Genomic DNA, 23959 nt, shown 5'->3' on the forward strand with positions numbered 1-23959 from the left:
TTCATTCCTCAGACTTTTGACGGAAGGTGGTGTCCTAGTGTCTACCTCTCTGCCCCGGAGCCCCTGAGGTGCGCGACGGCACCACCACCGGCCCGCCCGACGCACCGGCGTACCGACCCTCGGTGGTGATGGCTGCCGCCTCCGGCGCGCTGGTCCTGGTGGCGGTGCTCGGCAGCTTCGCCGCGTCCCCGCTGTTCGCGGTCTACGCACAGCGGTGGGACCTCGATCCCGCGCAGGTGAGCCTGGCGTTCGCCGGATACCCGGTCGGCGTGATCGTGGTGGTCACGCTGCTCGGCGGACTCTCCGACCTGATCGGCCGCCGCGTCACGATGCTGCTCGGTGTCGCACTGGTGCTGCTCGCCTGCGTGGTGACCGCCGCCGCCACCACGCTGCCGGTGCTGGTCGCCGGACGATTCGTGCAGGGCATGGCGACCGGCATGGTCAGCGCCACCACCGCTGCCGCGCTGCTGGACTTCCACCCCCGGGGCACCCGGGCCGGCAGCCTGACGCACGCGGTCTGCACCACCCTCGGCATGGGCTTCGGGCCGCTGATCGCCGGACTCCTCGCCGACCACACCGCGTACCCGCTGGTGCTGCCGTACGTCGTGATCGGCGCGGTCGCGCTGGTGCCGTTGGTGCTGCTGCTCCGGGCACCGGCCGACCGCCGGACGGCGGGCCGGGTCCGGCTGGTCCGTACGGTCCGCGTCCCCCGGGCGATCCTGCTGCCGTTCAGCATCGCGACCTGCTCGCTGATGACGCTCAACAGCTGCATGGCCCTGTTCGGCACGTTCGGCGCGCGCATCCTCACCGAGGGGGCCGGCATCAGCACCGCAGGCGGAACCGGCGGGCTGCTCACCCTGCTGGTCACCATGACCCTGCTCGCCCAGCTCGCGGCGAACCGGGTGCCGGCGGCCCGCTCGGTCGGCCTCGGCGTCCTGGTCATCGCCGCCGGTGCCGGCACCACCACCGCCGCCCTGCACCTGGCCAGCGGCGCGGTGACGATCGCCGGCACGGTGCTGGTCGGCACCGGCGGCGGTCTGGTGCTGCTCGGCGCGACCCGGCTGATCGGCTACTGGGCGCCGACGCACCGCCGCGCCGAGGTCTTCGCCGCCTGGATGGTCGCCGCGTTCGCCACCCTGGGCGGCACCTCGCTGCTCGGTGGGCTCGCGCTGGGCGGTGTCGCGCTGACCACGGTGATGGCGGTGGCCACCGGCGGCATCACGACACTGGCGGCGTACACCCTGGTCGCGGTGGCCGTGCAGGCGCGCCGCGACCGACGGTCGGCACGGTGACCACGGCGTTCCCGACCGGGCCGCCCGACCTGCCGACCGGACGGCCTCGTCGGTCAGCCCGCGTCGTCGGCCAGCCTCGTCACCGCCTCGACCGCGTCGGCCATCTGCATCCGCAGGTCGTCCAGGACGGCGGCGACCGAGCGGGTCCCGGTCACCAGACCGACGGCCTGCCCGGCCGCCGAACCCATCACCGGGGTCACCTGGTGCTCGAACGCGCTGACCACGGTGTCCCGCGCCAACACCTGCTGTACCGGCGACGGCAAGGACGGCGGTGCCTCCGGCGTCCGCCACGCCCGGGTCCAGGCGGTGGTGAGTTGCCGGGTCGGCTTGCCGGTGTACGAGGTGGTCTTCTCGGTGTCGGTCGCTGCTGCGGCGACGATCTTCTCCTTGACCACCGGGTCGAGGTCGCTCTCGGCGGTGGCCAGCCAGACCGATCCGGTCCAGACCGCCTGCGCGCCCAACGCGAGGGCCGCGACCACCTGCCGGCCGGTGGCGATCCCACCGGCGGCGACCACCGGTACGTCACCGGCGGCGGCCACCACCTGCGGCACCAGCACCATCGTGGTGATGTCGCCGGTGTGCCCGGCCGCCTCGTAGCCCTGCGCCACCAGCACGTCCACCCCGGCGGCCAGTTGGTGGCGCACGTGCCGCGGATCGCCGACCAGACCGGCGAGGAGCATGCCGCGTCGGGTCGTCTCGGCACGCACCTCGGCCGGCGGCGGGCCGAGAGCGCTGGCCACCAGGCGGATCGGATGCGCCCGGGCGACCTCCCACAGGGCATGGGCGTTGGCGTGGGTCATCAGGTGGTCGATCTCGGTCGGCATACCGCCGAGCCGGTTGTGGCCGGGCTCGCTGCGCCGCACCGGCACACCCCACCGGGTCCGCAGCGCGTCCACGAACGCCCGGTGGTCGGCCGGGATCCGACCGGCCAGCTCCGCCGGGTCGTCCCCGGCCGACTTCGCCGGAAAGAGCAGATCCACGCCGTACGGCCGCCCGGCGCACTCCCGGTCCAGCCAGGTGAGGTCCCGGTCGAGGTCGTCCGGGGTCATCGAGGCGGCCCCGAGTACGCCCAACCCACCCGCGCGGCTGACCGCCGCGACCACGTCCCGACAGTGGCTGAACGCCAGCACCGGCAGGTCGACCCCGAGCCGGCGGCACAGCGGGGTCACGACGACGGCCCGGCGGTCACCGCGCACACCTCACAGCCGTCGGCGTCGACGCCGCAGCTCGCCCCGGCGGACCCGGCGGCGACGCCGAGGTAGGCGTCGACCAGTTCCGTCACCGCCCCGAGTCGCTGCGCGGCGACCGGCGGCGCCGGACGTGGGCCGAGTGCCGCCGCGTGACCCGCGCGCAACCCGATCACCGACGGGTCGACGATCTCGATGCCGGCACGCCGGGCCACCTCGGCCGACACCGGTGTCATACAGGTGCAGCCGAACAGGATCAGGTCGGTCCCGTCGCGCTGTGCGGCGTCCAGACAGGCCCGGGTGATGGCGGAGACGACGTCGTCCTCGCCCCGGCCCATCCGCGCCTTGACCCCGGCGTCGGTGCCGACCCGGTCCAGCTCCGACTCGTCGGAGAGGTAGTGCACCCCGACGGCGAGTTCCCCGCCCGGGCAGGCGGCGAGCCGATCGGCATAGATGTAGTCCATGGACGTCGGCCAGACGGTGACGATGCTGAACCGGCGACCGGACTCGGCCGCCCAGGCCAGTACGGCCTCACCGGCCCCGACGACCGGTACGGGTGCGGCGGCGCGCAGTTGCGCCATCCCGTAGTCGGCGAAGGTGTCGATGTAGACCGCGTCGCATCCGGCGGCGATGGCCGCCTCGGCGGCGTCCACTGTGCCCAGTTCGGTGAGCAGATGATCGTATTTGGTGCGGGCGAACCGGCGCAGTCGCGGGTCCACCAGGTCGGTGACGAGACCGGGTGGATCGGGCAGCACCGGGGCTCGTTTCGCGTCGGAGTTGATGACCGCCAGCCGTCGAGGCTCACTCATGTCGACCTCCCGCGAAAAGTCTGACTTATATATCGCGAGAGTGTCAACGATGCAGATGGACCATCAACCCAAGAGCTTAGAGATCTATCTGTCCACACTTCCGAAAGGTCTGCTTCTCGACCCACCTGGCGACTCGGACTGTCGTGCACCCTCAGGTGAGCGCGGCGGCCAGGAGCCGGTCGAGGGCCGAGTGCGCCTGTTCGCGCGCGGCCGAGGCGTCGTCGTGTCGCGCGACCCAGAGCGCGGCCTCGTTCATCGCCCCGGACAACTGCGCCGCCAACGCGTCGAGGAGGCCGTCCGGCACACCCACCGCACCGAGAGCCTCACTGAGGTGAGCGGCGGAGTGCTCCGCGTCGAGCAGGCGCCAGCGCTCCCATCCCAGCACGGCCGGACCGTCGACGAGCAGGATGCGGACGACGGACGGGGCGGTGATCGCGTCGAGGAACGCATGCGAACCCGCCCGCAGTTGCTCACCGGGATCGTCACCGGCCCGACCGGCCGCCTCCACCACGCTCGCGGCCACACGCGCCTGGAGCTGCGCCACGGCGGCACGGAACAGACCTTGCTTGTTCCGGTAGTGGTGATAGACCGCGCCCCGCGTCACTCCTGCGGATCGCGCCACGTCGTCGAGCGAGACGTCGGCGAATCCCCTGGCGGCGAAGAGGTCGATCGCCGAATCGAGGACCTGCTGGGCGGTCCGGGCGGCGGCAGCCGCAGTGGCGCGAGGCATGGAGCTTCCTTTACGTACGCAGTGTATGTATCGTGTACAGCGATACATGCACAGTGTACGTAAAGGAGCATTCGATGACCGTCACCAGTTTCTACCCGGTCCTGACGTCCCAGGACGTGGCCGCCGCAGCCGGCTTCTATCGACGCGTGCTCGGCTTCGAGCCGACCTACGAGTCCGACTGGTACGTCAGCCTGCGCCTGGGCACCTTCGAGCTGGCGATCCTCGCCCACGACCACACCACCATCCCCGACGGATACCGGAAGCTGCCGCGCGGAGTGATCGTCAACCTCGAGGTCGACGACGTCGACGCGGTCCATGCCCGGTTGACCGACGAGGCCGGATTGACGCCGGTGCTGGCGCTCCGCGACGAGGACTTCGGGCAGCGGCACTTCATCGTCGCCGCACCCGACGGGGTGCTGCTGGACGTCATCCAACCGATCCCGCCTCAGGGCGGATACCAGGACGCCTACCGCCAGGCGTGACCCGGCCGGCTCGAATCCCCGCAGCCCGGTGGCGGCGTGCTCCCGGACCGGGGCGCGTATGCCACCGGTGACACAGTGATGCCCCCGTCCCACCCGGGCGGGGGCATCTACGAGGAACAAACCACCGGTTCGCACATGGTGCGTTCGGTGGGCCGGACGCGTCGCCGCGAACACCGCCCATCACCGTCATCGGTGACCCACTACCGGCACGTCTGACCAGGTCACGGGCGCGGGGTGGTGCCCGATGAACATCATCCGCCGCCCGGAAACTCCGGCGACCTTCGCCTCGGCCGTCTGGACGGGCTTGCATCTGCCAGCGCGCCAGGCCGTCCGACACGAGCTTGTCACCGCGCTGATCGCGGAGTTGCACGACGCCCTCACCAACCCCACGACTTCGGACACCGAGGCGTACGAGGTGTTCGTTCGCACGGTGGCGCTTCTCAACGTCTACGCCGTCGGGGAGAAGCGCCGATGAGCCGAACTGATCTTCCTCCGACCCACTTCGACGACGCCGAGAAGATCAACACGTTCCAGGCCCTCATCGACCTCCACGCCCACGCAACGGGGCGTCCATTGCAGCCGTCCCGCAGCGAGGCGCTGGCCGAGTTGGCGTTGTCCGCCGCCGTAGTGGCGTGGTGGAGCCGCTGGCAGCCAATCATGATCCACACCGCACTGCGGGCGGGCACGGATCTCACGGACATTGCCGCCGCGACGGGGCTGGACGTCGACGAGGTGATCCACCGTGGGAGCGGTGGGCTGATGTCCAGACGCGCATGGTCGTCGGCGGACACCCTCTGCTCGATTCGGAGGAGGTCCGGACCATCCGCCGGCGCATCGCGGAGGAGGTGAGCCGATGAACCCGACCCGCATCGCAAGGAATATCAGCACTGCAGCGGTGGCGTCCATCGCGGCCTGGTCGTCCTGGAGCCACATGGTCCACGTCGCGTTGAAGTTCGGCGAGCGTCCAGAAGTCGCGTACGTGTTGCCGATTTCGGTCGACGGGATGCTCGTCGTCGCGTCGACAGCGATGGTGGACGATCGTCGCGCGGGACGGCCGGTGCGCTGGTCGGCACGGATTGCCTTCATCATTGGCGTCGGCGCGAGCGTCGCGGCGAACATCGCTGCAGCTCAGCCAACCCTCGGCGCCCGTATCGTCGCCGCGTGGCCCGCCGTCGCCCTGCTCCTGGTGGTGGAGATGCTGTCTCGCGCCCGTCGAGCATCTGTATCCACACCAGCGGCCAGCGCTGTTACCGGTCCCGCTGGCGCGGCTTCCGTCGAGGCCGATGGAGAGGCGCAGGCAGTGTCCGACTCAACTCCGGCGACTGGCATCTCTCCGGCAGGGCGGACATCGGACACGCCCCGGCGACCGGGTACACCCGGACATCGGCGCCAACGCGGTGGACGGACCGAGGCCGTCCTGAGGATGCGGACGGAGCGTCCGGACGCGAGCGTGGAAGACATCGCAACACACCTCGGAGTGACCGAACGACATGTCCGCAGGCTCTTGATGTCCGCACGACAGGAGACCGGGTAGGCCGGCACGACGGGCCAACGACATCGACGCGAGAATGCCAAAGATGGAGGCTCTTCGAACTTAAGCGGGGTTGAGAAACGGTCCACCGGCAAACCCCTACGGCGCGGCCAGGCGATTGCTCATCCGCCTTGCGTATCTCCCGCCCGTCGCCGTGCACACCATCGACCCGAGGGCCGCCTTCTACGCCGATTCCGGTAAGACAGTCACTCGTCAGTGGCGCCCCGGGGAGCCGGGGGAGTGCTCGGTACGATGCGGCGATACGAGGCGTTAGCGGACCGACTACGACGGGGTGACCAGGGTGGCGGATCTCGGGTTGACCGCGGAGCAGACGGAGGCGCTGCTGCGCGCTGCAGCCAGCGGCGATTACCACCTCCTGCTCGGTGCCGGTGCCAGCCTTGACTCGGTGGCGCGCAACGGCAGCAAGCTGCCCGGCAGCAAGGCTCTGCTGGAGCAGCTGGCCGCCGAGTTCGACGTGAAGTACGACGCGGACGACCTGCTGTGGCGGGTCTACGACCGGGTGGTCCAGAAGGCTGGGGCGAAGCCGGTTTACGATTGGCTGCGGAAACTGTTCCACGAGGTCACCCCGCCGGACTGGATGGATCCGTTCGCCCGCTTCCCGTGGCAGTGCGTGTGGACGCTGAACGTCGACGACTCGTTCGAGCGGGCGTACGGCCGGGTGATGGGCGAGGGCTCGCGGGCCATCCGCCGGGTCAACTGGGACGACCAGTTCAGCATGACCCGGGACCTGTCGGTGGTGCACCTGCACGGCAAGGTGGACAGGGAGGAGGCCCAGCGGCTGGTCTTCTCCCTGAGTGAGTACGCGGACGCCGCGGTCGCTGGCGCGGCGTGGCCGGCGAACTTCCGCGATAACTACGGCATCGCGCCGTTCGTCATCGTCGGTGCCCGGATCCGTGACGAGCCGGACATCGAGGCGGTGGTGGCGCGCCGCAAGCCGGCGCACCCGGCGCCCACGTTTTATGTGAATCGCAACATGACGGAGACGGCCGCCGAAGACTTCCGCAGCTGGAACGTCATCCCGCTGAAAATGACCGGCGAGGAGTTCATCGCCGCGTGGGCCGAGCTGACAGGCATGGACCTGAATAGACCGCCGGCCGCGCCGGAGGAGATCGGCCTACGGGTCGGCCGACAGTTTGTCGAGCTGCGGACCGACCGGGTCGGGAAGGTTCCGCGGGAGCACGACTTCATTGGCGGGGACGAGCCGCTCTGGGCGGACATCGTCACGCACCGCTTCGCCGAGCTGGACTGGATCAGGGAGGCGTCGGACACGGTCAAGCGGCTCGGTTCAGCGGGGGTGCCGAGCAGTAGCGCCGTGGTCTACACGGGGGAGCGGCTGAGCGGGCGCACCACCGGCCTGCTGGCGATCGGCCGGAAGCTGCGGGAGCTCTCCTGGCGTACCTTCCTATTCACCGCGGACCAGCGCCTCGACGTCGAGGCCCTGCTGACGTACGCCGCCGACCAGCGGCCGGTGGCGTTGCTGTTCGACGGCATCACCGACTTCGCCGACGACGTCAACAACCTGATTGAACGGGCAAGGAACGCGGACCTGAAGATCGCCTGCATCGGGGCGGACCACACTGGGCGCAGCGCCGGGCTGCTCGGCCGGATCGAGACCAACTTTCTGGTGAACCGCACCGTCCGCACCATCAACCAGCGGCTCACCAACACCGACGCGTCCCGGCTCGTCGACACGCTGAACCGGCTGACTCGGCTCGGCATCCTGGAGGACCAGAATGACCGGGCCCGTCGCGGGCACTTCCGTAACAACGAGATCTTCGACGCGATGGCGCAGCTGGAGAACGCCCCCGGGTTCGGCCGGCGGGTGGAGGACGAGATCCGCGACTGCTCCGACGACGAACTGTGTTACCTGCTGTTCGCCTCGTACGCCTCCCGGGTCGGCGCCCGTCTACACGTTCTTGACGCGGCCCGGCTGCTGAACACGCAGAGCGAGGCGATTATCCGGCAGGTCTCTGGCACCAACCGGCTCGCGTCGGTGCTCTCCACCGACGGCCGCTGGCTGCGCACCCGCCAACGGTGGCTCGCCCTGCCGTACTGCGTGAAGCGCCTCGGCGAGGACCAATCGCTGGAGATACTCGCCCAGGGCATGGTGCGGATCGCCAAGGGCCTCGGCCGGCAGAGCCAGCTCGAACGCAACGCCCGTGGCCTGCTCGTCGGCTCGTTCATGAAGTACAACAACCTCCGCAGCGTCTTCTCCAGCGCCGACCTGGAACCTTGGTACGACAAGCTGTCCGGCAGCTTCGGTTCGTGGAGCGCCCGTTTCTGGGAGCAGCGGGCGATCATGAGTCGGCACGGGGGCGAGCTGCGGCCGGAGTTGCTGTCTCGGGCTGAGTCGTACGCCCGCCGCGCGGTCACCCTGGTCAGGGACTCGTACAGTCTCACCACGCTCGGCGTCGTGCTGCTGGCGAAGGCGGCGCGCAGCGACGAGGCCATGCTGTCGGCGTACTACGACGACGCGATGGACCAGTTCGAGGCGGCGCACGAACTGGAGACCAGCAACCTGGTCACGTGGATGGCCTATCTGCGGCACTCGCTGTCGGTCCTGGAGCGTTTGATGGTCATCGAGACGACGGGCGACCTGCAAGAGCGGATCGTTGACGACTGGCTGCGAATCTACGGCCAAGTCTTCGCAGTCGCCGCTTCTAGCGAGGCCACTCAAAGCGACCTGCGCGCCCTGCGTCGCAAATTCGACGCCGCCGAGTCAGGCACAAGGTAGCGACAGAACCGCACCCGACGCCACCGCGGACACCTCAACCCCGCCTAACTTCAAAGAGCCACGATGGACAACGTCGCAGGGGGCGGGGCGGACAAGCCGTCCGCCCCGCCCCCTGCGCCTACGTTCTGCGGCCCCGGTCTCCACTGCCAGAGTGCGGGGCCGTGTAACCAGTAGATAGATCCGATGGACCCGTCCACGGGCGTGACCGTCCCAGCCAGCCCAGCGTTGTAATTCCCGATGGAGACGCGGTCGTCGGGAGGTTCGTCGTAGATCCATATGCCCCGTTGAACGACAGGCAGTTGGCCGTCCTGCGGTGGATCACCGAAGGCTGCCCAGATGGCGTCATGGTCGGCTTCACCTACAAGACGACCGCCATCGCGTTGCAGAACCGACGCTTGGTAGCCGTCAGCAAGAAAGGCGGCGTCTGGCGGGCGGAGCCGACCGACGCGGGCCGGTACTACGCCGAGCACGGTTGTCACCGGCAGCGGCCGGCGCCCGTCGCGCGGCCCAGCCGTTACGGCGTGCCCAGCGCGGCCACGGCGCTCGCCGTCGCGAAAAAGCAGGAGGCAGAAACTCCACCTGAAGGCCGCAGTTCGGAGCGTCGTCCTGTCACGGCGGCGAAAAGGCCACAGGCATCACGCGGGACGACCCGTGGCACAGCGGAGACAGACGGGAGAATCACGCCGGTGCGATATCGCGTCATGGTCAGCCGGGTCCAGGTGGCCGAACGGTACGTCCGCGCGGTCGACGAAGACGGCGCGATGCGCAAGGTCCAGGACGAACTCAACCGCCCATACAGCTTCATCGGCGGCTGGCGGACAGTGGACACCGACCTGGATGTCGTAGAGGCCGAAAGCCCTCTGCACGCGGCACCGGCACCGCTCGACGAGGGCGGGTCGGCGCTGCTGTCCCTCAAACAAGCCGCAGCTCACCTCGGGATCTCATATGGGACACTGTGGCAACTCGTGCGAGGCGGGGAGATCGACCACGTCGAGATCGGCAGCCGCCGCTATATCAGCCGGGACGGCCTCAAGACCTTTATCGACGCCAACACCCGCCGAGGCGTCGGCTACCCGCTGCGCTAGTCGCACGTCACGTCACCAGGTGCAGCGTCTAGTCCAAGATGTCGAGGGCCGGTAGCCCATCCACGATCTCCATCGTTTCCAGGCTGACCGTCACGATTCGCATGACGAGATCAAGAATGTAGCGAGGGTCGTCGGACCAGTCGTTTGGGTCGTTGACGATGCCGGAGTCGTTATCGACCTTGACCCGGTAACGATCGATGATCCACTCGATAGCCGAGCGGGCACCAAGCTGGTAGCGGTACGCCTCGTCTGGGACGCCGGTAAGGGTGACCCGGTGGTTGTAGTGGATCGTCGACCGGTCCACCACGCCTTTCTCCTTGCGGAACTTCATCTTGGTTACCCGGAACAGCTCGTCAAGCGGGGTGATAGACGCCTCACCCGCGACCGTCACGGCGACGCCCTGATACGGCTTGACCTTCTCGTACCCGATGTGCAGGTCGGCGAGCTTCCGACCGGCCTCCGCGAAGCCGCGGAAGTCGGCCGCCTTCGGGATGCGCGGCAGCGACTTCTTCAAGTCAGCGGCGAATCGCTCCCGGTACTCAGGCGAGTGGAGAAGCCCGTAAAGGTAATAGAAGATGTCGTCTTTGGTGACCGTGGGGTCGCTGTACGTCTTGCGGTAGTCCCGAAGTGCCGCATCGGTAATGTTGTCAACGCGGTCGTAGCGGACCGCCTCCTCGGTTGCGGCGAAAAGGCCGTCACCCATGTCGATTTCACGATAGGTGTAGCGAGGGAAGAGCGGACCCATACTTCGGGTGCCGACGGCGTGCAGGTTGGGAATGCCGTCGAACATGAGAACGGAAAATGGCTCATCTGCACCCGGGCCAGTTATATAGAAGCCGAAATTTTCACACTCCGGTGTCGGAAAAATTTTCGGCAGCTGATACGTCATGTCGTTCAGTCGAGAGTCAAAGTAGAGCCTTTGCTTGGTAAAAGGCCGATATGAGGACGTGACAACGCGTCCCCCGTCGAAGACATACTTCTCACCCTTGGCCAAACGCGTCTTGTCGGCGCGGTTCCAACTGATCTTCCTTGAGTCCAGGTCGATGAACCGCTCGGCATCGCCAGCGGCGGGGGTGGCAATTCCTTTGGCTTTGCAGTGTGCTTTGAATTCCTCGACTTGGTGGTTGTAGAAATCGATCAGCGACTCCATATTGGTCCACACCTTATCCTTCGAAAAGTTGTAGACCCAGGAGTCACGGGCGGAGTTGAGGCCACTTGAATACATCGCGAAGACGGCCCGGTTGCGGGAGGTCTTATCCTTGTCGCCGATGGATCGGAATGTCGAGTACAGTTCGTCGCGCTGGTTGATCCAGTCACCCTCGGGGCTTGGCGCGATCCGCTCCCACTCAACGGTTTCGAGCCCCTGGGAGGCAATGATGCGGAGCTTGTCTTCGCGGCTGAGGTAGTCGCCGATGTCCCGGTAGTACAGTACGCATTCCTCGCCCGCAGCACCGTCTGCGCCGCTCTTGACCAAGACCAGGATGGCCACAGTGTTCCGACTGCCGGACCCGAAGATCTTGCCGCCTTCTTTGCGGGACTGCTCACCGGCGGTTCGTTGGTTGCCACGCAGGTTGTAGCAGTAGATCGCGTCAAACTCATCCGCAAGGGATTTGCGCAGTCCGTCTGCGCTGGTTCCGTCGATGTAACCGCCGTTGGAGACGAAGGCAACGACGCCTTCGTCTTTGATCCGATCAGAGGCCCAGCGGATCGCACGAATGTAGGAGTCGTAGAGCTTGTTTTTGTTGCCGACGGCTGAGCGAGCAACGTACGTCTCGGCGATGCGAGCGTCGAGCACCTCGTACTTCAGGTTTTGGTTGTTGTCGTTGACGCTGTCCTGGCCTACCGAGTAGGGCGGGTTGCCGATGACGACGGTGATGTTCTGCTTCTGTTGCCTCTTGGCGCGCTCGCTGTTGCCTTCGAGGACGTCCATTCCGTCCAGCTTCGCGGAGCCCTCGGCGAGTTGAAAGGTGTCGGTGAGGACAATGCCTTCAAAAGGCCGGTAGTCGTCGCCGGCCAGGTCATGGTAGGCGGCTTCGATGTTGACGGCGGCGATGTAGTAGGCGAGCAACACGATCTCGTTGGCGTGTAGTTCGCTCGTGTACTTGCGGAGCAGGTCTTCTGGCTTGATGAAGCCGGACTGGAGGAGCCGTACCGGGAAGGTGCCGGTGCCGACGAACGGGTCGATGATCTGGACGCCCTCGTCCGACAGCGAGCGGCCGAAGTGCTTGTTCAGTGCCTGTTCTGTCGAGCGAATGATGAAGTCGACGACCTCGACCGGGGTGTAGACGATGCCGAGGGCGTCGGCGGTCTTCGGCAGGGCGGTCTTGAAGAACTTGTCGTACAGCTCGACGATGACGCGCTGGCGGCCCTCGTGGTTGTCGATGCCCTCGGCGCGTACCCGCACCGACTGGTAGAACTCGTCGAGCTTCTTGCTCTCAGCGTCGAGCCCTTGGTCGTCGAGGATGTCGAGCATGCGCTGCATGGCCTTGGAGACCGGGTTGTGCTCGGCGAAGCCGTAATCCTTGAACAGCGCGTCGAAGACGGGCTTGGTCACGATGTGCTGGGCGAGCATGTCGATGGCGTCGGTTTCGGTGACACCGGGGTTGATGTTGGCGCGTAGTTCGCCGAGGAACTCCTCGAAGGCGCTGCGCTTGTCGGGCAGCGTCAGGGCGGCCTTGATCCGGGTGACGTGCCGCTCCGCGATCTGGGCTATGTCCCGGGCCCAGTCTTCCCAGTACTGTCGCTGGCCGACCTTGTCGACGATGCGGGCGTAGATCGCCTCCCGCCAGTCGGTGACGGAGAAGAGGGCTTCCTGAACGTGCTTGGCGCTCTGGGCTTCCTTCGCCTTCGCGCCCTCGGCGCTGGCGTCCGTACTCGATCCGTCGCGGTCGCCGACTGACTCGTCACCCGGGCCGATGCTGCCGATGCCGATCTTGTTGTCGGGCTTCTTCTTGTTCAGTTCGATCTGATTGACGGTCGCATTGAAGCGGTCGTCGTGGGCGCGCAGCGCCTGGAGGACCTGCCACACCGTCTTGAAGCGCTGGTTGTCGGCGAGCGCCTTCTCCGGTGCCAAGCCGGCGGGGATGGCGACCGGCAGGATGATGTACCCGTAGTTCTTGCCGGGGGCAAGGCGCATCACCCGGCCGACGGACTGGACCACGTCCACCACGGAGTTGCGGGGGTGCAGGAAGAGGACGGCGTCCAGGCTCGGCACGTCCACGCCCTCCGAGAGGCAACGGGCGTTCGACAGGATGCGGGCATTGGCCGGGCCCGGGTCCTGCTTCAGCCAGTCCAGCAGCTTGTTGCGCCGCAACGTGTTGAACGTGCCGTCAACGTGCTCCACTTCGCAGCGCAACACCTCGTCATCGGCGTCGTCGTAGGCGTCGACCACCTCGTTGAAACGCTTGGCGATCGCCGTCGAATCGGCGATCGACCGAGCGAACGCCACGGCCCGCTTCATCGGTGCCTCGCCCTCGGTGAATCCGGAGCCGTCGGCGAACGTGCCGGTGCGCTTCGCCATCGCGTTCCAGCAGCCGATGATCTTCGCGGCATCGTCGAGTCGCAGTTCGGCATCGCCACCGGCCAGGCCCTGCTGCAGGGTCTTGGCGACTCGGCCTTCGTCCACGGTGAGGATGAGGACCTTGTAATCGGTGAGCAGGCCCTGCTCGACGGCCTTGCCGAAGCCCAGCCGGTGGAACTCCGGCCCGTACGTCGCTTCGTCGTCCATCGAGGCGAGCAGCGCGTCTGCGTTTCGCGCCTCGGCCTTGGTGTCCTCGTTGTAGATCCGCGGCGTTGCGGTCATGTAGAGGCGGCGGTCGCCGCTCAGGTACGTGTCGTCGTGGACCCGGACGAACGACGACTCGTCATGCCCGGCCAGCGTGACGCCGGTCGTACGGTGAGCCTCGTCGCACAGGATCAGATCAAAATGGGACAACCCTTGACGTTGGGCCGCCGCCACGGTCCCGATGGACTGGTAGGTGGAGAAGACCACGGTCAACCCCGGCTCGACCTCAACCCTGGCCATCTGCTCGATCAGCCGGTCCGGGTCGGTGGTGGCGGGCAGGGCCAGGTCATAGGTGGCCATGTCCTTGTCGTCGCCCACGGGCTGCTGCTTGCCGACCTTCGCGTCCGAGCACACCGCGAACGCGCGTAGTGGCACCTCCGACTCGTACGACCACTCGCGCAGGCTTTGCGAGAGCAGGGCGATGGAGGGGACCAGGAACAGCACGTTGGTGTGCTCGCCCTCCCCCGAAGCGGCGCGCTCGCGTTGCAGCCGCTCGGCGATCTTCAGGCTGGTGAACGTCTTGCCCGTCCCGCAGGCCATGATCAGCTTGCCCCGGCCGTGCTGGGCGAATCCGGCGAAGACGTTCTCGATCGCCTCACGCTGGTGCGGACGCGGCGCCTTCTTGGCCCGCAGCCTCAAATCGATCCGGTGGCCGTAGGCGGGCATGTGCCACTCCACCGGGCTTTCCGAGATCTCTACCAGCCCGAGGCGAGTAACCGGAATCTGCTGATCGGCAAGGGCCGCCTCAGCGTGGCCGTTCCACTTGTCCGTCGTCGAGATGATCAAGCGGCGGGTGAAGCCACCCTTGCCGGAGGCGGTGAAGAAAGAATCGATGTCAGACTTCTGCACCGTATAGTGTGGTTCGTAGAACTTGCACTGAATTGCGCAGTAACCTCCGGTCTCCCGGTCGAGAGCGACCAGGTCAATGCCAGTGTCCCGCCGGTCGTGCGCCGCCCCCGGCCAGTCGGCCCACATCCAGACCCGGCTGAACTGCTCGGTCCACTGCGGGTCGGTGCTGAGGTACTTGAGCATCAGTTCCTCGAAGCCGGTGCCGCGGTCGCGGTTGGTCGGCGAGCTGTCGCGGATCGCCTTGATGACGTCGTGCACGGTCGTCACTGCGCTTCGATTCCCGTCACAGTTGTCGACGAGCGGCCCCGCTCGTCGGAGTGATCACACACCGGAAGTACGCAGAGACTCTACTGCTACCTACCGCAGTGATCACAGCACCGGGCCGGGCGGCAGGCGCCACTGCTAACCGCCACCACTCTTGCACTGCCTGTGACATGTGGCCGCAGCAAGGTCGCTCCTGACCCACTCTTGCTTCGATATCCCAGACCCGAGCCAGTGAACGAGCTTCGGTAGCCACCGGAGCAACTCGCCGACAACCACTGTATCGGGGCGGGAGACGTCCTCCGCCGGCTGCGTCGTCCACGCGATCAGCCTGTCCCGTCGAGGCCAACCAGTGACCTACCGTCCGTACGGTCTCCTCTGATCGATCAAGGAGTCAACCGCTTCCGGGTTTCGAGTTGCTCGTCCTCCAACTGCCGGATCGCATCTCGGTAAGCCTTCTACGTCTCGTCGAGCTTTTGCCTCAAGCTGGGCCAGTCGGGAGCGCCGGGACGTCTGACGTCCAGTCTTACCTGCCGGAGTTGCGGAGACGGATGCCCGCCCAGACCAGGGTTGCCAAGAACAGTTCGGTAAGTAGATTGGGGGCGAGTTCGGCGAGGTCGCTGTCCGGCGTGCGCGCCCAGTCCGCTACCGACCAGCTAGCAACACCACACATCGCCAGCACGACGCCGACGAGCAGCACGCGGCTAGAAATCACCCGGCTGACCGTACCAAGGGCAACAATGACTGCCCGAGGTATCGGCTGCGTCAGGTTGAACTCTTCGATGTCGCAAAGCATTTGGTAGACACAAGCGTACGTTCGAGTGGACAGATTCGGCCCCGACGCCTCATAGCGGAATCCCGTCGGGGAGGTGACCGCACGGGCTATCTCACCGATCTTATGCTGGATGATCGGCAAGTTGAACCGGGCCAGCGGCATGATCCGAGAACATGCCTGGATGAGGTAGAGCTGCCATGGAATGCGCACATAGTCCTGCTGGCCGAGACGCGTGTACTCGAAGTTCGCCTCCGAGTTGCCCCGGAACTCGCCCTCGAGCGCCCGGAAGAGTGCCTTCCACTGGCGTCTTAGATGTTGGTGCGGGACTGACCGGTGGTACCGGCTCAGCACGTAGATGACGAAGCACTTGATGTAAATGTCATCACCGTCGTCCAAGTACTCCCGCAAATACCGCCAGTCCTCGTGCTCGATCGGCATGTTGTTCACCACCAGCGCGCGCAGGACGTGCGCGGTCGCGAGGGGGTTAGGTTCGGTGGACTCCGCGCCAATCGCGTACCCGACGTTCTCTGCACGGGAGGCCCGTAGCGCCGTCATCACGCTCTCGAGTGCCCGATTCCGTGTAGGTACGGACGGCGAGACGCTGGCAAGCGAGAAGGCGAGATCCGCTAGACGGAACGTGTCATCGCGCTGCAGCCGCAACCGTCGGGCAACGTAGTCGCGGTAGACGGTCGCCGATACCGCTTGCCGTTCCGCCTGACTCCGGTTGATCACGTAGCTGGCCAGACCGGTGAGGAGGTCGGCGGTGCCGGCATCGCTCGTTCCGCCCTCGGCAAGCACCAGGATGGCAGCCGCCGTGCCGTACAACCCGCGCTGCTCGTAAGTGGGAAGATCGAGGTACTGTCCGGCGGCTAGGAAACCGGCCGGCAGCCTGGTTGCCTCTTCCCGCAGCCGCTGCCGCATCCTACGATCGATCTCAGCCTTCGCCGTTTCGATCATCGTCCTGGTTATCAACGCTGCTCATTCCGGAGCCTTGGCTGCCTCCCCGACGTCGTGAAACCCGGTGACGGCGTTGTCCGGCACCGGTGCTGGAGGCGCCTAGCCAGGGCAATGTCGTGGAAGTACGCGATACCGGAAGCGGTGCTGACCAATGTGTAGGCGCCGCAGCGGTCGTCGCGGAAAGTCGTAGAGCACCTCATGCGGAGGGCTGAGGGCGTCGGCGACTCGGTGAGGGCGGACTGCGTTTCCTCGAAAGGCGGGCTGATCTCCCGCATCGTCTGGGCCGTGCGCCGGTAGACACCCACCAGCAGTAGCCGGTCTGATACGTCGAACGATCGCTCCCGGCTAGGTAGACTGTCAGCGATCCGGTCCTCGCCGTGCCCGGCGACCAGGCGGACCAGGCGACAGAGCCGGGCGTGTTGCACTCTAGGTACCGCGAAGATCCATTCAGCACGGCCTGTCGACACCGCCTGCACCTTGACATGCCGCATGGATGGACTGCCGAGGTACGAGACTTCCTCAGAGTTGCCGGAGAGACTGCTCGATTGGCTTCCGCGCACTCGGGATGAGGTCTTGTTCAAGCACCTCACTCTTAGCAAACCACTCGTATCCGTCGATGTAATCATCGGCCTCGTGGCCGTCAAAGCTAACCTCCGCTTCCTCTACATTGCACAGCCGCGCCACCGCGACGACCGTTGGCGCCTCTGGGCCGTCGCCCAGACGCCACGACCATATGGCCAACGGCCGTCCAGGCACCACCGCCAGACCGACCTCCTCCATGACCTCGCGCTGCAGGGCGGCGTCAAGCGACTCATTCTGCTTCAACCTGCCGCCCGGCAACTCCCACCGGCCCGGATTGTGAGGGTCGTCCGTGGCCTTCCGTACTAGAAGCACTCGATCGCCCTTGACGATCAACGCCTTCTGCGCAAACTGCAAAAACATGACAGAACCTCGATTTCGATGGGCCGCATCGCGACGCTGCTGGCATACTATCCACATTGCACTTGACATTGCTCTCGGCGGATAGACCGGCGTGTGACGGAGGCCCCTTGGACCCAGCCAGGCTCGCTACCGCAACGGGCGATCAGCCACGTACCAGGTGGAACCCCGTCGAGGATGAATGGATGATTCTTGTGCCAGGGCGGTCCGCTCTGGTGGCCCAGGCCGACGTGACCGGCGCGCGGCCCGGATGTTCGTTCTGCCCCGATGGCGCCGAAGCGCCGTCAGCCCGGGTTGCGCTGTTCGAGAGTCGCCATCCGATGGTCCAGGCTATGGGCGGGCGAGCGAGGCACCATGTGCTGGTCTACGGCGATGAGCACGGCCAGCGACTGGCTGATGTCCCGCTCACGGACGTTGTAGCACTGCTCGACACCGCCGGAAAGCAGACGACAACACTGTTCGATGACCCAGGAGTGCTGGCGGTCTACGCGTTCGAGTCCGTTGGGGACCACTTTGGGCCGACAGTTGCGCACCCGCATGGGCAGATCATCGGGCTCGATTTCGTGCCCCGGCGTCTTCTGCTGTTGGCGGACGCATGTCTGCTATGCGCAACTGGTAGCGATGATCTCATCGTACAGACCACGCCGGGTACATACCTGCGGGTTGCGCCCTGGGCACGGTTGCCGTTCGAGATGGTTCTGTACCCGCGGCGGCATCTCGGACGACTAGCCGACGCTACGGCTACCGAACTCCTGGAACTCGCCGAACAGATCCAGACCGGGTTGGCACTGTGCCGGGACAGCACTGGTCGGAACCACCCCTACCTGCTCAACATCATGCAAGCACCCCGTCGGAACGACGGTCATCAGCATCACCTGCGAGTGGAGATCGTCCCCCTGCACAAGCCGGACGGAAACCTGAAGAGGCCCGGCGCTATGGAGATCGGGCTGGGCGTTTACCTGAACCCGGTGGAGCCCCGAAACGCGGCGGCGCTCCTGCGGGAACGGCTGGCCAGATGACCGTCCAAGGGGCCGCACAGCCAAGACGCATGCAGATGGTGGGCACCCAGCGCTCCGGGTCAAATCTTGTCCGGCTCATGCTGGGCGGGCTGCCCGGTGTACTCGCCCCGCCGTCCGCGCATAAGCTGCGCGACTTCCAGGATCTGTGGCACCGGTATGAGCCCCTGTCTGAGCCGGTTAACCGCAAGAGGCTGATAAGCGACCTGACATTATTGATCGATCTTAACGCTCTAGCATGGCAGCCGGGGAGCCTTGACCCGGTCCGTGCAACTCGCCGGATGCTCGGCAACACACTCGCTCACGCCGTTCTGGCGATCTACGACACGGTGGCCCTAGACGCCGGCTGCTCTGCATGGGTCAGCAAGTGCCTCGAGAACGTTCACTACGCGGACCAACTTCTGGCCACCGGGGCAGAGATCACCTTCCTGCACCTGGTTCGTGATCCGCGGGACGTCGCGCTGTCCTTTCTGCGGTCTCCCATCGGCCCGAAGGATCCACGAGCAGTCGCCCTGCGTTGGCTGCAGGACCAGGAGGCGGCCCGAACCGCACGAACCCTGGCCGGGCCGAATAATTGGCTTGAGATCCGGTACGAGGACGTATTGGCAGCTCCAGCGGAGGCGCTAGCGCCCACCTGCGAAATGCTTCGGGTGCCATGGGACGACGGAGCGCTGTCGTTCTACCGGCGGCCCGAGGCGGTTGGTGCGCCGGACCTGTCGGTGCTTTGGGTGAACCTCGATCGGCCGGTGGACCCCAGCCGGGCCGGTGACCACCTGCGGACCACAGATACCGAATTCATAGCGGCGATCGAGGAGTTGACGGCGGACGCCATGCGTGCTTACGGGTACGTGCCTCGCTATCACGCACGTGCACGTGTCCCTAGCCTGGATGAGATCCAGGAGATTTATAAAACCGACCGTAGGCTGCGTGCTGCGGCCAACTTACGCCGCGACCCAACAAAAGAATATACTCACAAACGACGATACGAGTTCCTCGACGCGTTGCGCCGCAAGAGACCATGGCCGCCGGTACCGTGAGACGAGAGGCAGGTCAACGATGGACCGGGAAGTCGAGTGCCCCTTCTGCTGGGCTTTGGAGGACGGACATTCCCCCTGCTGGGACCGGCTTTTCGGCAGTGGCAGCCCCGGAGACGTACTCAAGATTGGAACGTATTTCAGTACTCTGGCGGACACCGCACCCATCGTCGAGGGGCATCTGCTCATCGTTTCGAACCCTCATATCCCCTCGTTCGCGGCCACCGCGCCGCCGATGCGCACCGAGTTGTGGGAGATGAAGAAGCGTATGGTGACCTGGCTGGCGGAGGTCTACCAGCGGCCGACCTTGCTGGAGCATGGCGCGGCCAGCTTCGCCAGGAACGCGGGATCGTGCGTCGACCACGCGCACCTTCATCTCGTACCGGCCCAGTTGGACCTGCTGCCTCAACTTGCTGCCGACTATCCCAACCTGAACAGGTTCGATAGCCACGCGGCCGCCTTGGACGCCATGCGCGGGCACCCCTACCTCTACTTCGAGGACGTTGATGGCCGCTGCTTCGCGACCGTCGCGGCCCGGTGTCCGACCCAGTACCTGCGTAGGCTGTCGACGGAGGCGGCACGCAACCCGGACCGCTGGAACTGGCGTGACTGTATCCGCCGAGCCTCGTTCACCACGGGGATCCAGGACGAGGTACGGGATACGGTAAGAAAGGCCCGCCGGGACTTCATCTAGATCTTGGCAGCGACGGCCTCAATGAGCGCGGAGTCGTACCCGTACAGGCGCTCACACGAGGACAAGATGCCCTCGGTCAGGAAACGGCGTGGGTTGAGGATGGTGCGAATGTAGTCTGGGCTGAAGAAGTGCCGGACATGCCCGCCGAGGTCGTACATGTTGGGACCGACCCGCACGCCTTGGCCCCAGAGCGGGTCCTGTACCGATTTACACATGAAAAAGAACCGCCCGCCGGGTCCGAGCACTCGATGGACCTCGTCGACGATCCGGCGCGTCTCGATATCAGAGAAATAGTGGATCGACAGACGCGCGTAGACCAGCCCAAAGCTACCGTCCGGGAACGCGAACGGCTCCCGCATGTCCTGCACTGCAAAGCGGAGAGAGCCGTTGATGCGCAACGAGCTCGCAGAGATCGCCTCGGCCGAGCCGTCGGTCGCGACGACCTCATGGCCCAGCTTGCTGAAATAGACAGCATCAGCACCGGTTCCACACCCCAGTTCCAGTATGCGGTGCGGAGTACGGAGGCCTGCCGCCACCTTCGCCGCGAACGGTGACTCCTTCAGCGAAAAAGGGGCAAGCCGCTCCCGGCGATGTAACTCGTCCCAGTAGCTCAGCTGACTCATCAGATTGCAGCCATTCCTCTCGTCAGGCACCGGGCGAGCACAGTCTCGCATCAGACCGAAGGTCCAACGAAGCCAAGAACTGATCTCCCTCGTACGCCGGCATGCGGATGGGTTGTTTGACCAGGTGCGCACCATGAATGCCGGTTTGTATAGATTCATGGCCGAGCGTAGGTCGGGCGGCCTGGCGATGGCGGAGTTGAGCATGCTGCAGATGCTTGATCATGCGAGTCGGGTCATCGGCGAGGTTGCCTAGTCGATGAGCAAGTCTCAGGCCCATTTTCTAGAAGTCAGCCGGGACGGCGGCAACAGTCTGTTGAACAGCAACAGTCCCGTGCGTGCTGGCAGGGCACGTTCGCATTGAAGAGGCAACGGACAAGGCCGAGGCAGGTCCACGACCTCGTAGGCAGGCATCTGGTGAGGTGGACCCGGTCGTCGACGCCCATTGGCTCAGCAGCCTACGGATCGCGATGGGACCGATCCTCGGCTTGCGAGAGCAGCAGCCCGCCGAGAGGGTCGGGGCCCGAGTCCTCACACTCGTCGTGGATCGGATCGGCCTTCTGCCTCCTGCCGGAATCGTGCCGCGGTGGAATGTCGATGCCTATCGCTCGGGCGTACTCGGCGAGGATTCCGCCGGCTTCGGCGAGCAGCCAGGAGCCGTCCCGGAGTTTCACGATCCCTTGGGCATAGTTGCCGAGGGCGCGGTTGACCAGGGGGTTGGTGGCTCCGGTGGTGATGGCGCGGAACTCGGCTCGGGCGTTCTCGGCGTCTTGGACGACGACCTTGGTCAGGTCCTGCTGTTGGCTGATGGAGACGTGCAGGTCTCGCAGCGCGGCGGCGATGTCGGGCAGGGTCACGGTTGATACCTCCGGGTGAGGTCGGGCGTGGCTTCGGCGTTGGCGGCGAGTCGGCGGGCGTTGATGAGTTCGGGTTGGGTGGCGCCGGGCGTTCTGCGGGGTAGGCGGCCGTAGCGGGTGAAGGTGGCGACCGCCTGATCGTTGGCGGAGCAGGGGCCGACGAGGTGGCAGCGCTGGCAGTAGCCGGAGGCGCTGGAGGTGATGTGCTCGTCGAGGACTCGTTGGGCGGCGGTGAGCTGATCGACGACCGCGGCCGACAGGTAGACAGCGGCGGCCATGTCACGCCTCCAACATTGGAAGGACGGCGACGCGGACGAGCACCTGCCGGTGGAGTCCGACTTGGCCGTCTGGGCGGATCTCGGTGCCTTCGAGCCATACCCACTGCCCGTCGTACCAGGTACTGAGGTCGAGACGGACGCGGGTGATCTGCAGCCGCAGCGGGCTGTCGCCATGCTGGTGGTCGAACTCGCGTAAGTGGACGACGTCGCCAGGTGAGACGGTCACCTGGGGTATGACCGGCGCGGGGGTCACAGCCAGCCCGTCGAGCGAGTCCGGCCCGGGTACGGCCGGGACCGTCGCCTGCCGCAGTCAGGGCAGTTCAGCGCCGAGCCGCATCGTCGGCACCAGCGGGACTTGACCTTGAACAGGAACAGGCCAGCGGCGAAGCCGAGCGCCGCGACCGCCACCAGGACAAGGGATGGAACCACGCGTTGCCTCCCCGACTCGGCCCCTCGCGGGACGCAACCCGTCTCGGGTTACGGACTGCGTCCCGCCGAGAGGCATCCGAGGCCGGACGGGACGGCTGGCTCCTGGGAGCGCGAGCCTGCCGCCGGATCATGCGGCTTCCGTACGCCGCACCGGCCTGACATCCTCATGCATATAGTGCCCACGCACTAGGGATAATGCAAGGCTTGCATCAGCATGTAGGTCACTTGACCAACCTGCCTGGAGATTGCATCCGCACGGCAGGCACACTCTGACTACGACAGGAGCGAAGGGACATGGAGTTGTCAGCTCGACGGCAGCCACCCACCGTGCGCCTCCGGCGGCTCGCGGCGGAGCTGCGCGGACTGCGCACCGGAGCCGGCCTCACCCGCGAAGAGGTCAGCGAGCAGACCGGCATCAACCCCGCCACGCTCTACCGGATCGAGACGGCCAAGGTTCGCCCGCAGCGGCGCACGTTGATGGCGATGCTCGACACGTACGGCGTCACCGACGAGGACAAGCGCAGCGAGCTCATCGCCCTGTCACGTCAGGCCGCCCAGCTCGGCTGGCTCCAGGCGTACGAGTCGGAACTGCCCGAGCTGTACACCACCTACATCAGCTTCAAAGCCGAAGCCCGCTCGGTCCGCAACTACGAATCCCTGTTCGTCCCGGGTCTGCTCCAGACCGAGAGCTACGCCCGCGAAGTCATCAGGGCTGGCCTGCCGCTGGCCACCGAGGAGGACATCCGCGCCCGCGTGGAGGCACGATTGCAGCGCCAGGAGTCGCTGCGAAAGAAGGGCCCGATCCGACTCTGGGCGATCCTCGACGAGGCGGTGCTGCACCGCCAGGTGGGCAGCGCCGAGGTCACCACCGGTCAACTGGAGACGTTGGTGGCATCGGCGGCTCAGCCGCACATCACCCTCCAGGTCATCCCATTCGCCAGCGGGGCGCATGCCGGTATGCCCGGCTCGTTCGTCGTCATGGACTTCCCCGACCCTGCCGACCCCGCCTTGGTCTACATCGACAGCATGGCCGGCGACCTGTTCCTCGAACGCGAAGCCGACGTCCGCCGCTTCGCCGTGACTTTCGAGCATCTCCAAGCCACCGCGCTGGACCCGTCCAGCTCGATCAAGGCGATCGAGGCTCAGATCAACAAGATCAAAGAGAAAGGCGGTGCGGGGTGATCCGCCACAACCTGAACGACGCAAACTGGAAGAAGAGCAACCGCTCCAGCGCCAACGGCCAGTGCGTCGAGGTCGCTGACCTCGACGACGCGGTGGCCCTGCGGGACAGCAAGGATCCGAACGGTCCGGCCCTCGTCTTCGGCCCCGATGCCTGGTCGAGCTTCCTGGCAGGCGCGAAGGACGGCTTCCGGCAGCGGTAGGTTTCGTCCGGCCTTGCGGAACCTGAAAATGGCTCTGACGCTCTTCTCCGCTGGGCTACATTGGAAGGCGCTCTTTGCCTTACCAGTACCACCTTGCACGCCCGCACAGGGTTCGTGCGTCTGATGGATCAGCGTCGTATGGGTGCCCACCGCTTGAGGGCCGGTCGGCGACGACGCCCCACCGGACAGCGAGCCTGCCGCGTCGTTTGCTTG

The 23959-nt window shown here is 66.2% G+C and carries 23 protein-coding genes; 12 read left to right on the forward strand and 11 right to left on the reverse strand.

The genetic code is table 11. From position 1 onward, the window contains the following. Positions 1-68: 68 nt before the first annotated feature. Complete coding sequence (locus tag ABZ738_RS23945) at positions 69-1292, forward strand: MFS transporter (protein WP_357216529.1); 1224 nt, start codon at positions 69-71, stop codon at positions 1290-1292. Positions 1293-1345: 53 nt separating this feature from the next. Here the strand turns inward: ABZ738_RS23945 and ABZ738_RS23950 are convergent, their stop codons facing one another. From ABZ738_RS23950 to ABZ738_RS23960, 3 genes are all read right to left on the reverse strand, one after another. After that, a complete protein-coding gene (locus ABZ738_RS23950) occupies positions 1346-2488 on the reverse strand; it encodes a nitronate monooxygenase (RefSeq protein ID WP_201272387.1) in 1143 nt (380 codons plus the stop codon). Then, the gene (locus tag ABZ738_RS23955; RefSeq protein ID WP_357216533.1) at positions 2458-3288 is read right to left on the reverse strand and encodes an aspartate/glutamate racemase family protein; all 831 of its coding nucleotides are present in this window, start codon (positions 3286-3288) and stop codon (positions 2458-2460) included. The genes ABZ738_RS23950 and ABZ738_RS23955 overlap by 31 nt, the downstream gene beginning before the upstream one ends. Before the next feature lie 151 nt (positions 3289-3439). Further along, positions 3440-4018, reverse strand: a complete 579-nt coding sequence (locus ABZ738_RS23960; RefSeq protein WP_357216536.1) for a TetR family transcriptional regulator — start codon at positions 4016-4018, stop codon at positions 3440-3442. Between the two features lie 74 nt (positions 4019-4092). On the opposite strand from ABZ738_RS23960, the gene ABZ738_RS23965 reads away from it, so the two are divergent. The 6 genes from ABZ738_RS23965 (at position 4093) to ABZ738_RS23990 (ending at position 9871) form a co-directional block, all read left to right on the forward strand. Next, complete coding sequence (locus ABZ738_RS23965) at positions 4093-4500, forward strand: VOC family protein (RefSeq protein ID WP_131053528.1); 408 nt, start codon at positions 4093-4095, stop codon at positions 4498-4500. A gap of 244 nt (positions 4501-4744) precedes the next feature. Next, positions 4745-4975: a hypothetical protein gene (locus ABZ738_RS23970; RefSeq protein WP_357216540.1), complete on the forward strand. Its 231-nt coding sequence runs from the start codon at positions 4745-4747 to the stop codon at positions 4973-4975. After that, positions 4972-5349, forward strand: coding sequence for a hypothetical protein (locus ABZ738_RS23975; protein WP_357216543.1), 378 nt, complete (start codon positions 4972-4974; stop codon positions 5347-5349). The genes ABZ738_RS23970 and ABZ738_RS23975 overlap by 4 nt, the downstream gene beginning before the upstream one ends. Positions 5350-5353: 4 nt before the next feature. Further along, on the forward strand, positions 5354-6034 hold the full coding sequence (locus tag ABZ738_RS23980) for a DUF2637 domain-containing protein (RefSeq protein ID WP_357216546.1): 681 nt from the start codon (positions 5354-5356) through the stop codon (positions 6032-6034). A gap of 298 nt (positions 6035-6332) precedes the next feature. Continuing rightward, positions 6333-8786, forward strand: a complete 2454-nt coding sequence (locus ABZ738_RS23985) for a hypothetical protein (protein WP_357216549.1) — start codon at positions 6333-6335, stop codon at positions 8784-8786. Positions 8787-9130: 344 nt separating this feature from the next. Next, entirely contained in the window at positions 9131-9871 is a 741-nt protein-coding gene (locus ABZ738_RS23990; protein ID WP_357216552.1) for a helix-turn-helix domain-containing protein, read from the forward strand. A gap of 28 nt (positions 9872-9899) precedes the next feature. Here ABZ738_RS23990 and ABZ738_RS23995 read toward each other — a convergent pair whose 3' ends face one another. From ABZ738_RS23995 to ABZ738_RS24005, 3 genes are all read right to left on the reverse strand, one after another. Next, on the reverse strand, positions 9900-14771 hold the full coding sequence (locus tag ABZ738_RS23995) for a DEAD/DEAH box helicase (protein ID WP_357216555.1): 4872 nt from the start codon (positions 14769-14771) through the stop codon (positions 9900-9902). A gap of 520 nt (positions 14772-15291) precedes the next feature. Next, positions 15292-16497, reverse strand: a complete 1206-nt coding sequence (locus ABZ738_RS24000; protein ID WP_357216558.1) for a hypothetical protein — start codon at positions 16495-16497, stop codon at positions 15292-15294. Between the two features lie 519 nt (positions 16498-17016). Further along, positions 17017-17439 carry an NUDIX hydrolase gene (locus ABZ738_RS24005; protein WP_357216561.1) on the reverse strand — a complete coding sequence of 141 codons (423 nt, stop codon included), beginning with the start codon at positions 17437-17439 and terminating at the stop codon, positions 17017-17019. Positions 17440-17621: 182 nt separating this feature from the next. Between ABZ738_RS24005 and ABZ738_RS24010 the strand changes: the two genes are divergently transcribed. The 3 genes from ABZ738_RS24010 to ABZ738_RS24020 are packed head-to-tail and all read left to right on the forward strand — an operon-like array spanning position 17622 to position 20180. Next, a complete protein-coding gene (locus ABZ738_RS24010) occupies positions 17622-18455 on the forward strand; it encodes a hypothetical protein (protein WP_357216564.1) in 834 nt (277 codons plus the stop codon). A gap of 29 nt (positions 18456-18484) precedes the next feature. Continuing rightward, positions 18485-19489, forward strand: a complete 1005-nt coding sequence (locus ABZ738_RS24015; RefSeq protein WP_357216567.1) for a sulfotransferase — start codon at positions 18485-18487, stop codon at positions 19487-19489. 19 nt (positions 19490-19508) lie between these two features. Then, positions 19509-20180: an HIT domain-containing protein gene (locus ABZ738_RS24020; RefSeq protein ID WP_357216570.1), complete on the forward strand. Its 672-nt coding sequence runs from the start codon at positions 19509-19511 to the stop codon at positions 20178-20180. On the opposite strand, the gene ABZ738_RS24025 is transcribed toward ABZ738_RS24020, so the two are convergent. From ABZ738_RS24025 to ABZ738_RS24045, 5 genes are all read right to left on the reverse strand, one after another. Further along, a complete protein-coding gene (locus ABZ738_RS24025) occupies positions 20177-20833 on the reverse strand; it encodes a class I SAM-dependent methyltransferase (protein ID WP_357216573.1) in 657 nt (218 codons plus the stop codon). The genes ABZ738_RS24020 and ABZ738_RS24025 overlap by 4 nt on opposite strands. Before the next feature lie 425 nt (positions 20834-21258). After that, positions 21259-21657 (reverse strand): hypothetical protein, encoded by a 399-nt coding sequence (locus tag ABZ738_RS24030; protein WP_357216576.1) that lies wholly within the window; start codon positions 21655-21657, stop codon positions 21259-21261. Continuing rightward, a complete protein-coding gene (locus ABZ738_RS24035; protein WP_357216579.1) occupies positions 21654-21935 on the reverse strand; it encodes a hypothetical protein in 282 nt (93 codons plus the stop codon). The genes ABZ738_RS24030 and ABZ738_RS24035 overlap by 4 nt, the downstream gene beginning before the upstream one ends. Position 21936: 1 nt before the next feature. Next, entirely contained in the window at positions 21937-22161 is a 225-nt protein-coding gene (locus ABZ738_RS24040) for a hypothetical protein (protein WP_357216582.1), read from the reverse strand. Between the two features lie 23 nt (positions 22162-22184). Continuing rightward, on the reverse strand, positions 22185-22364 hold the full coding sequence (locus ABZ738_RS24045; protein ID WP_357216584.1) for a hypothetical protein: 180 nt from the start codon (positions 22362-22364) through the stop codon (positions 22185-22187). A gap of 294 nt (positions 22365-22658) precedes the next feature. Here ABZ738_RS24045 and ABZ738_RS24050 point away from each other — a divergent pair, with 294 nt between their 5' ends. Further along, positions 22659-23546: a helix-turn-helix transcriptional regulator gene (locus ABZ738_RS24050; protein ID WP_357216587.1), complete on the forward strand. Its 888-nt coding sequence runs from the start codon at positions 22659-22661 to the stop codon at positions 23544-23546. Beyond that, positions 23543-23746: a DUF397 domain-containing protein gene (locus ABZ738_RS24055; RefSeq protein ID WP_357216590.1), complete on the forward strand. Its 204-nt coding sequence runs from the start codon at positions 23543-23545 to the stop codon at positions 23744-23746. Before ABZ738_RS24050 ends, ABZ738_RS24055 begins: the two co-directional genes overlap by 4 nt. Positions 23747-23959: the final 213 nt, after the last annotated feature.

The sequence above is a fragment of the Micromonospora sp. NPDC047793 genome, assembly GCF_040642635.1.
In the GTDB taxonomy this organism is placed as follows: Bacteria; Actinomycetota; Actinomycetes; order Mycobacteriales; family Micromonosporaceae; genus Micromonospora.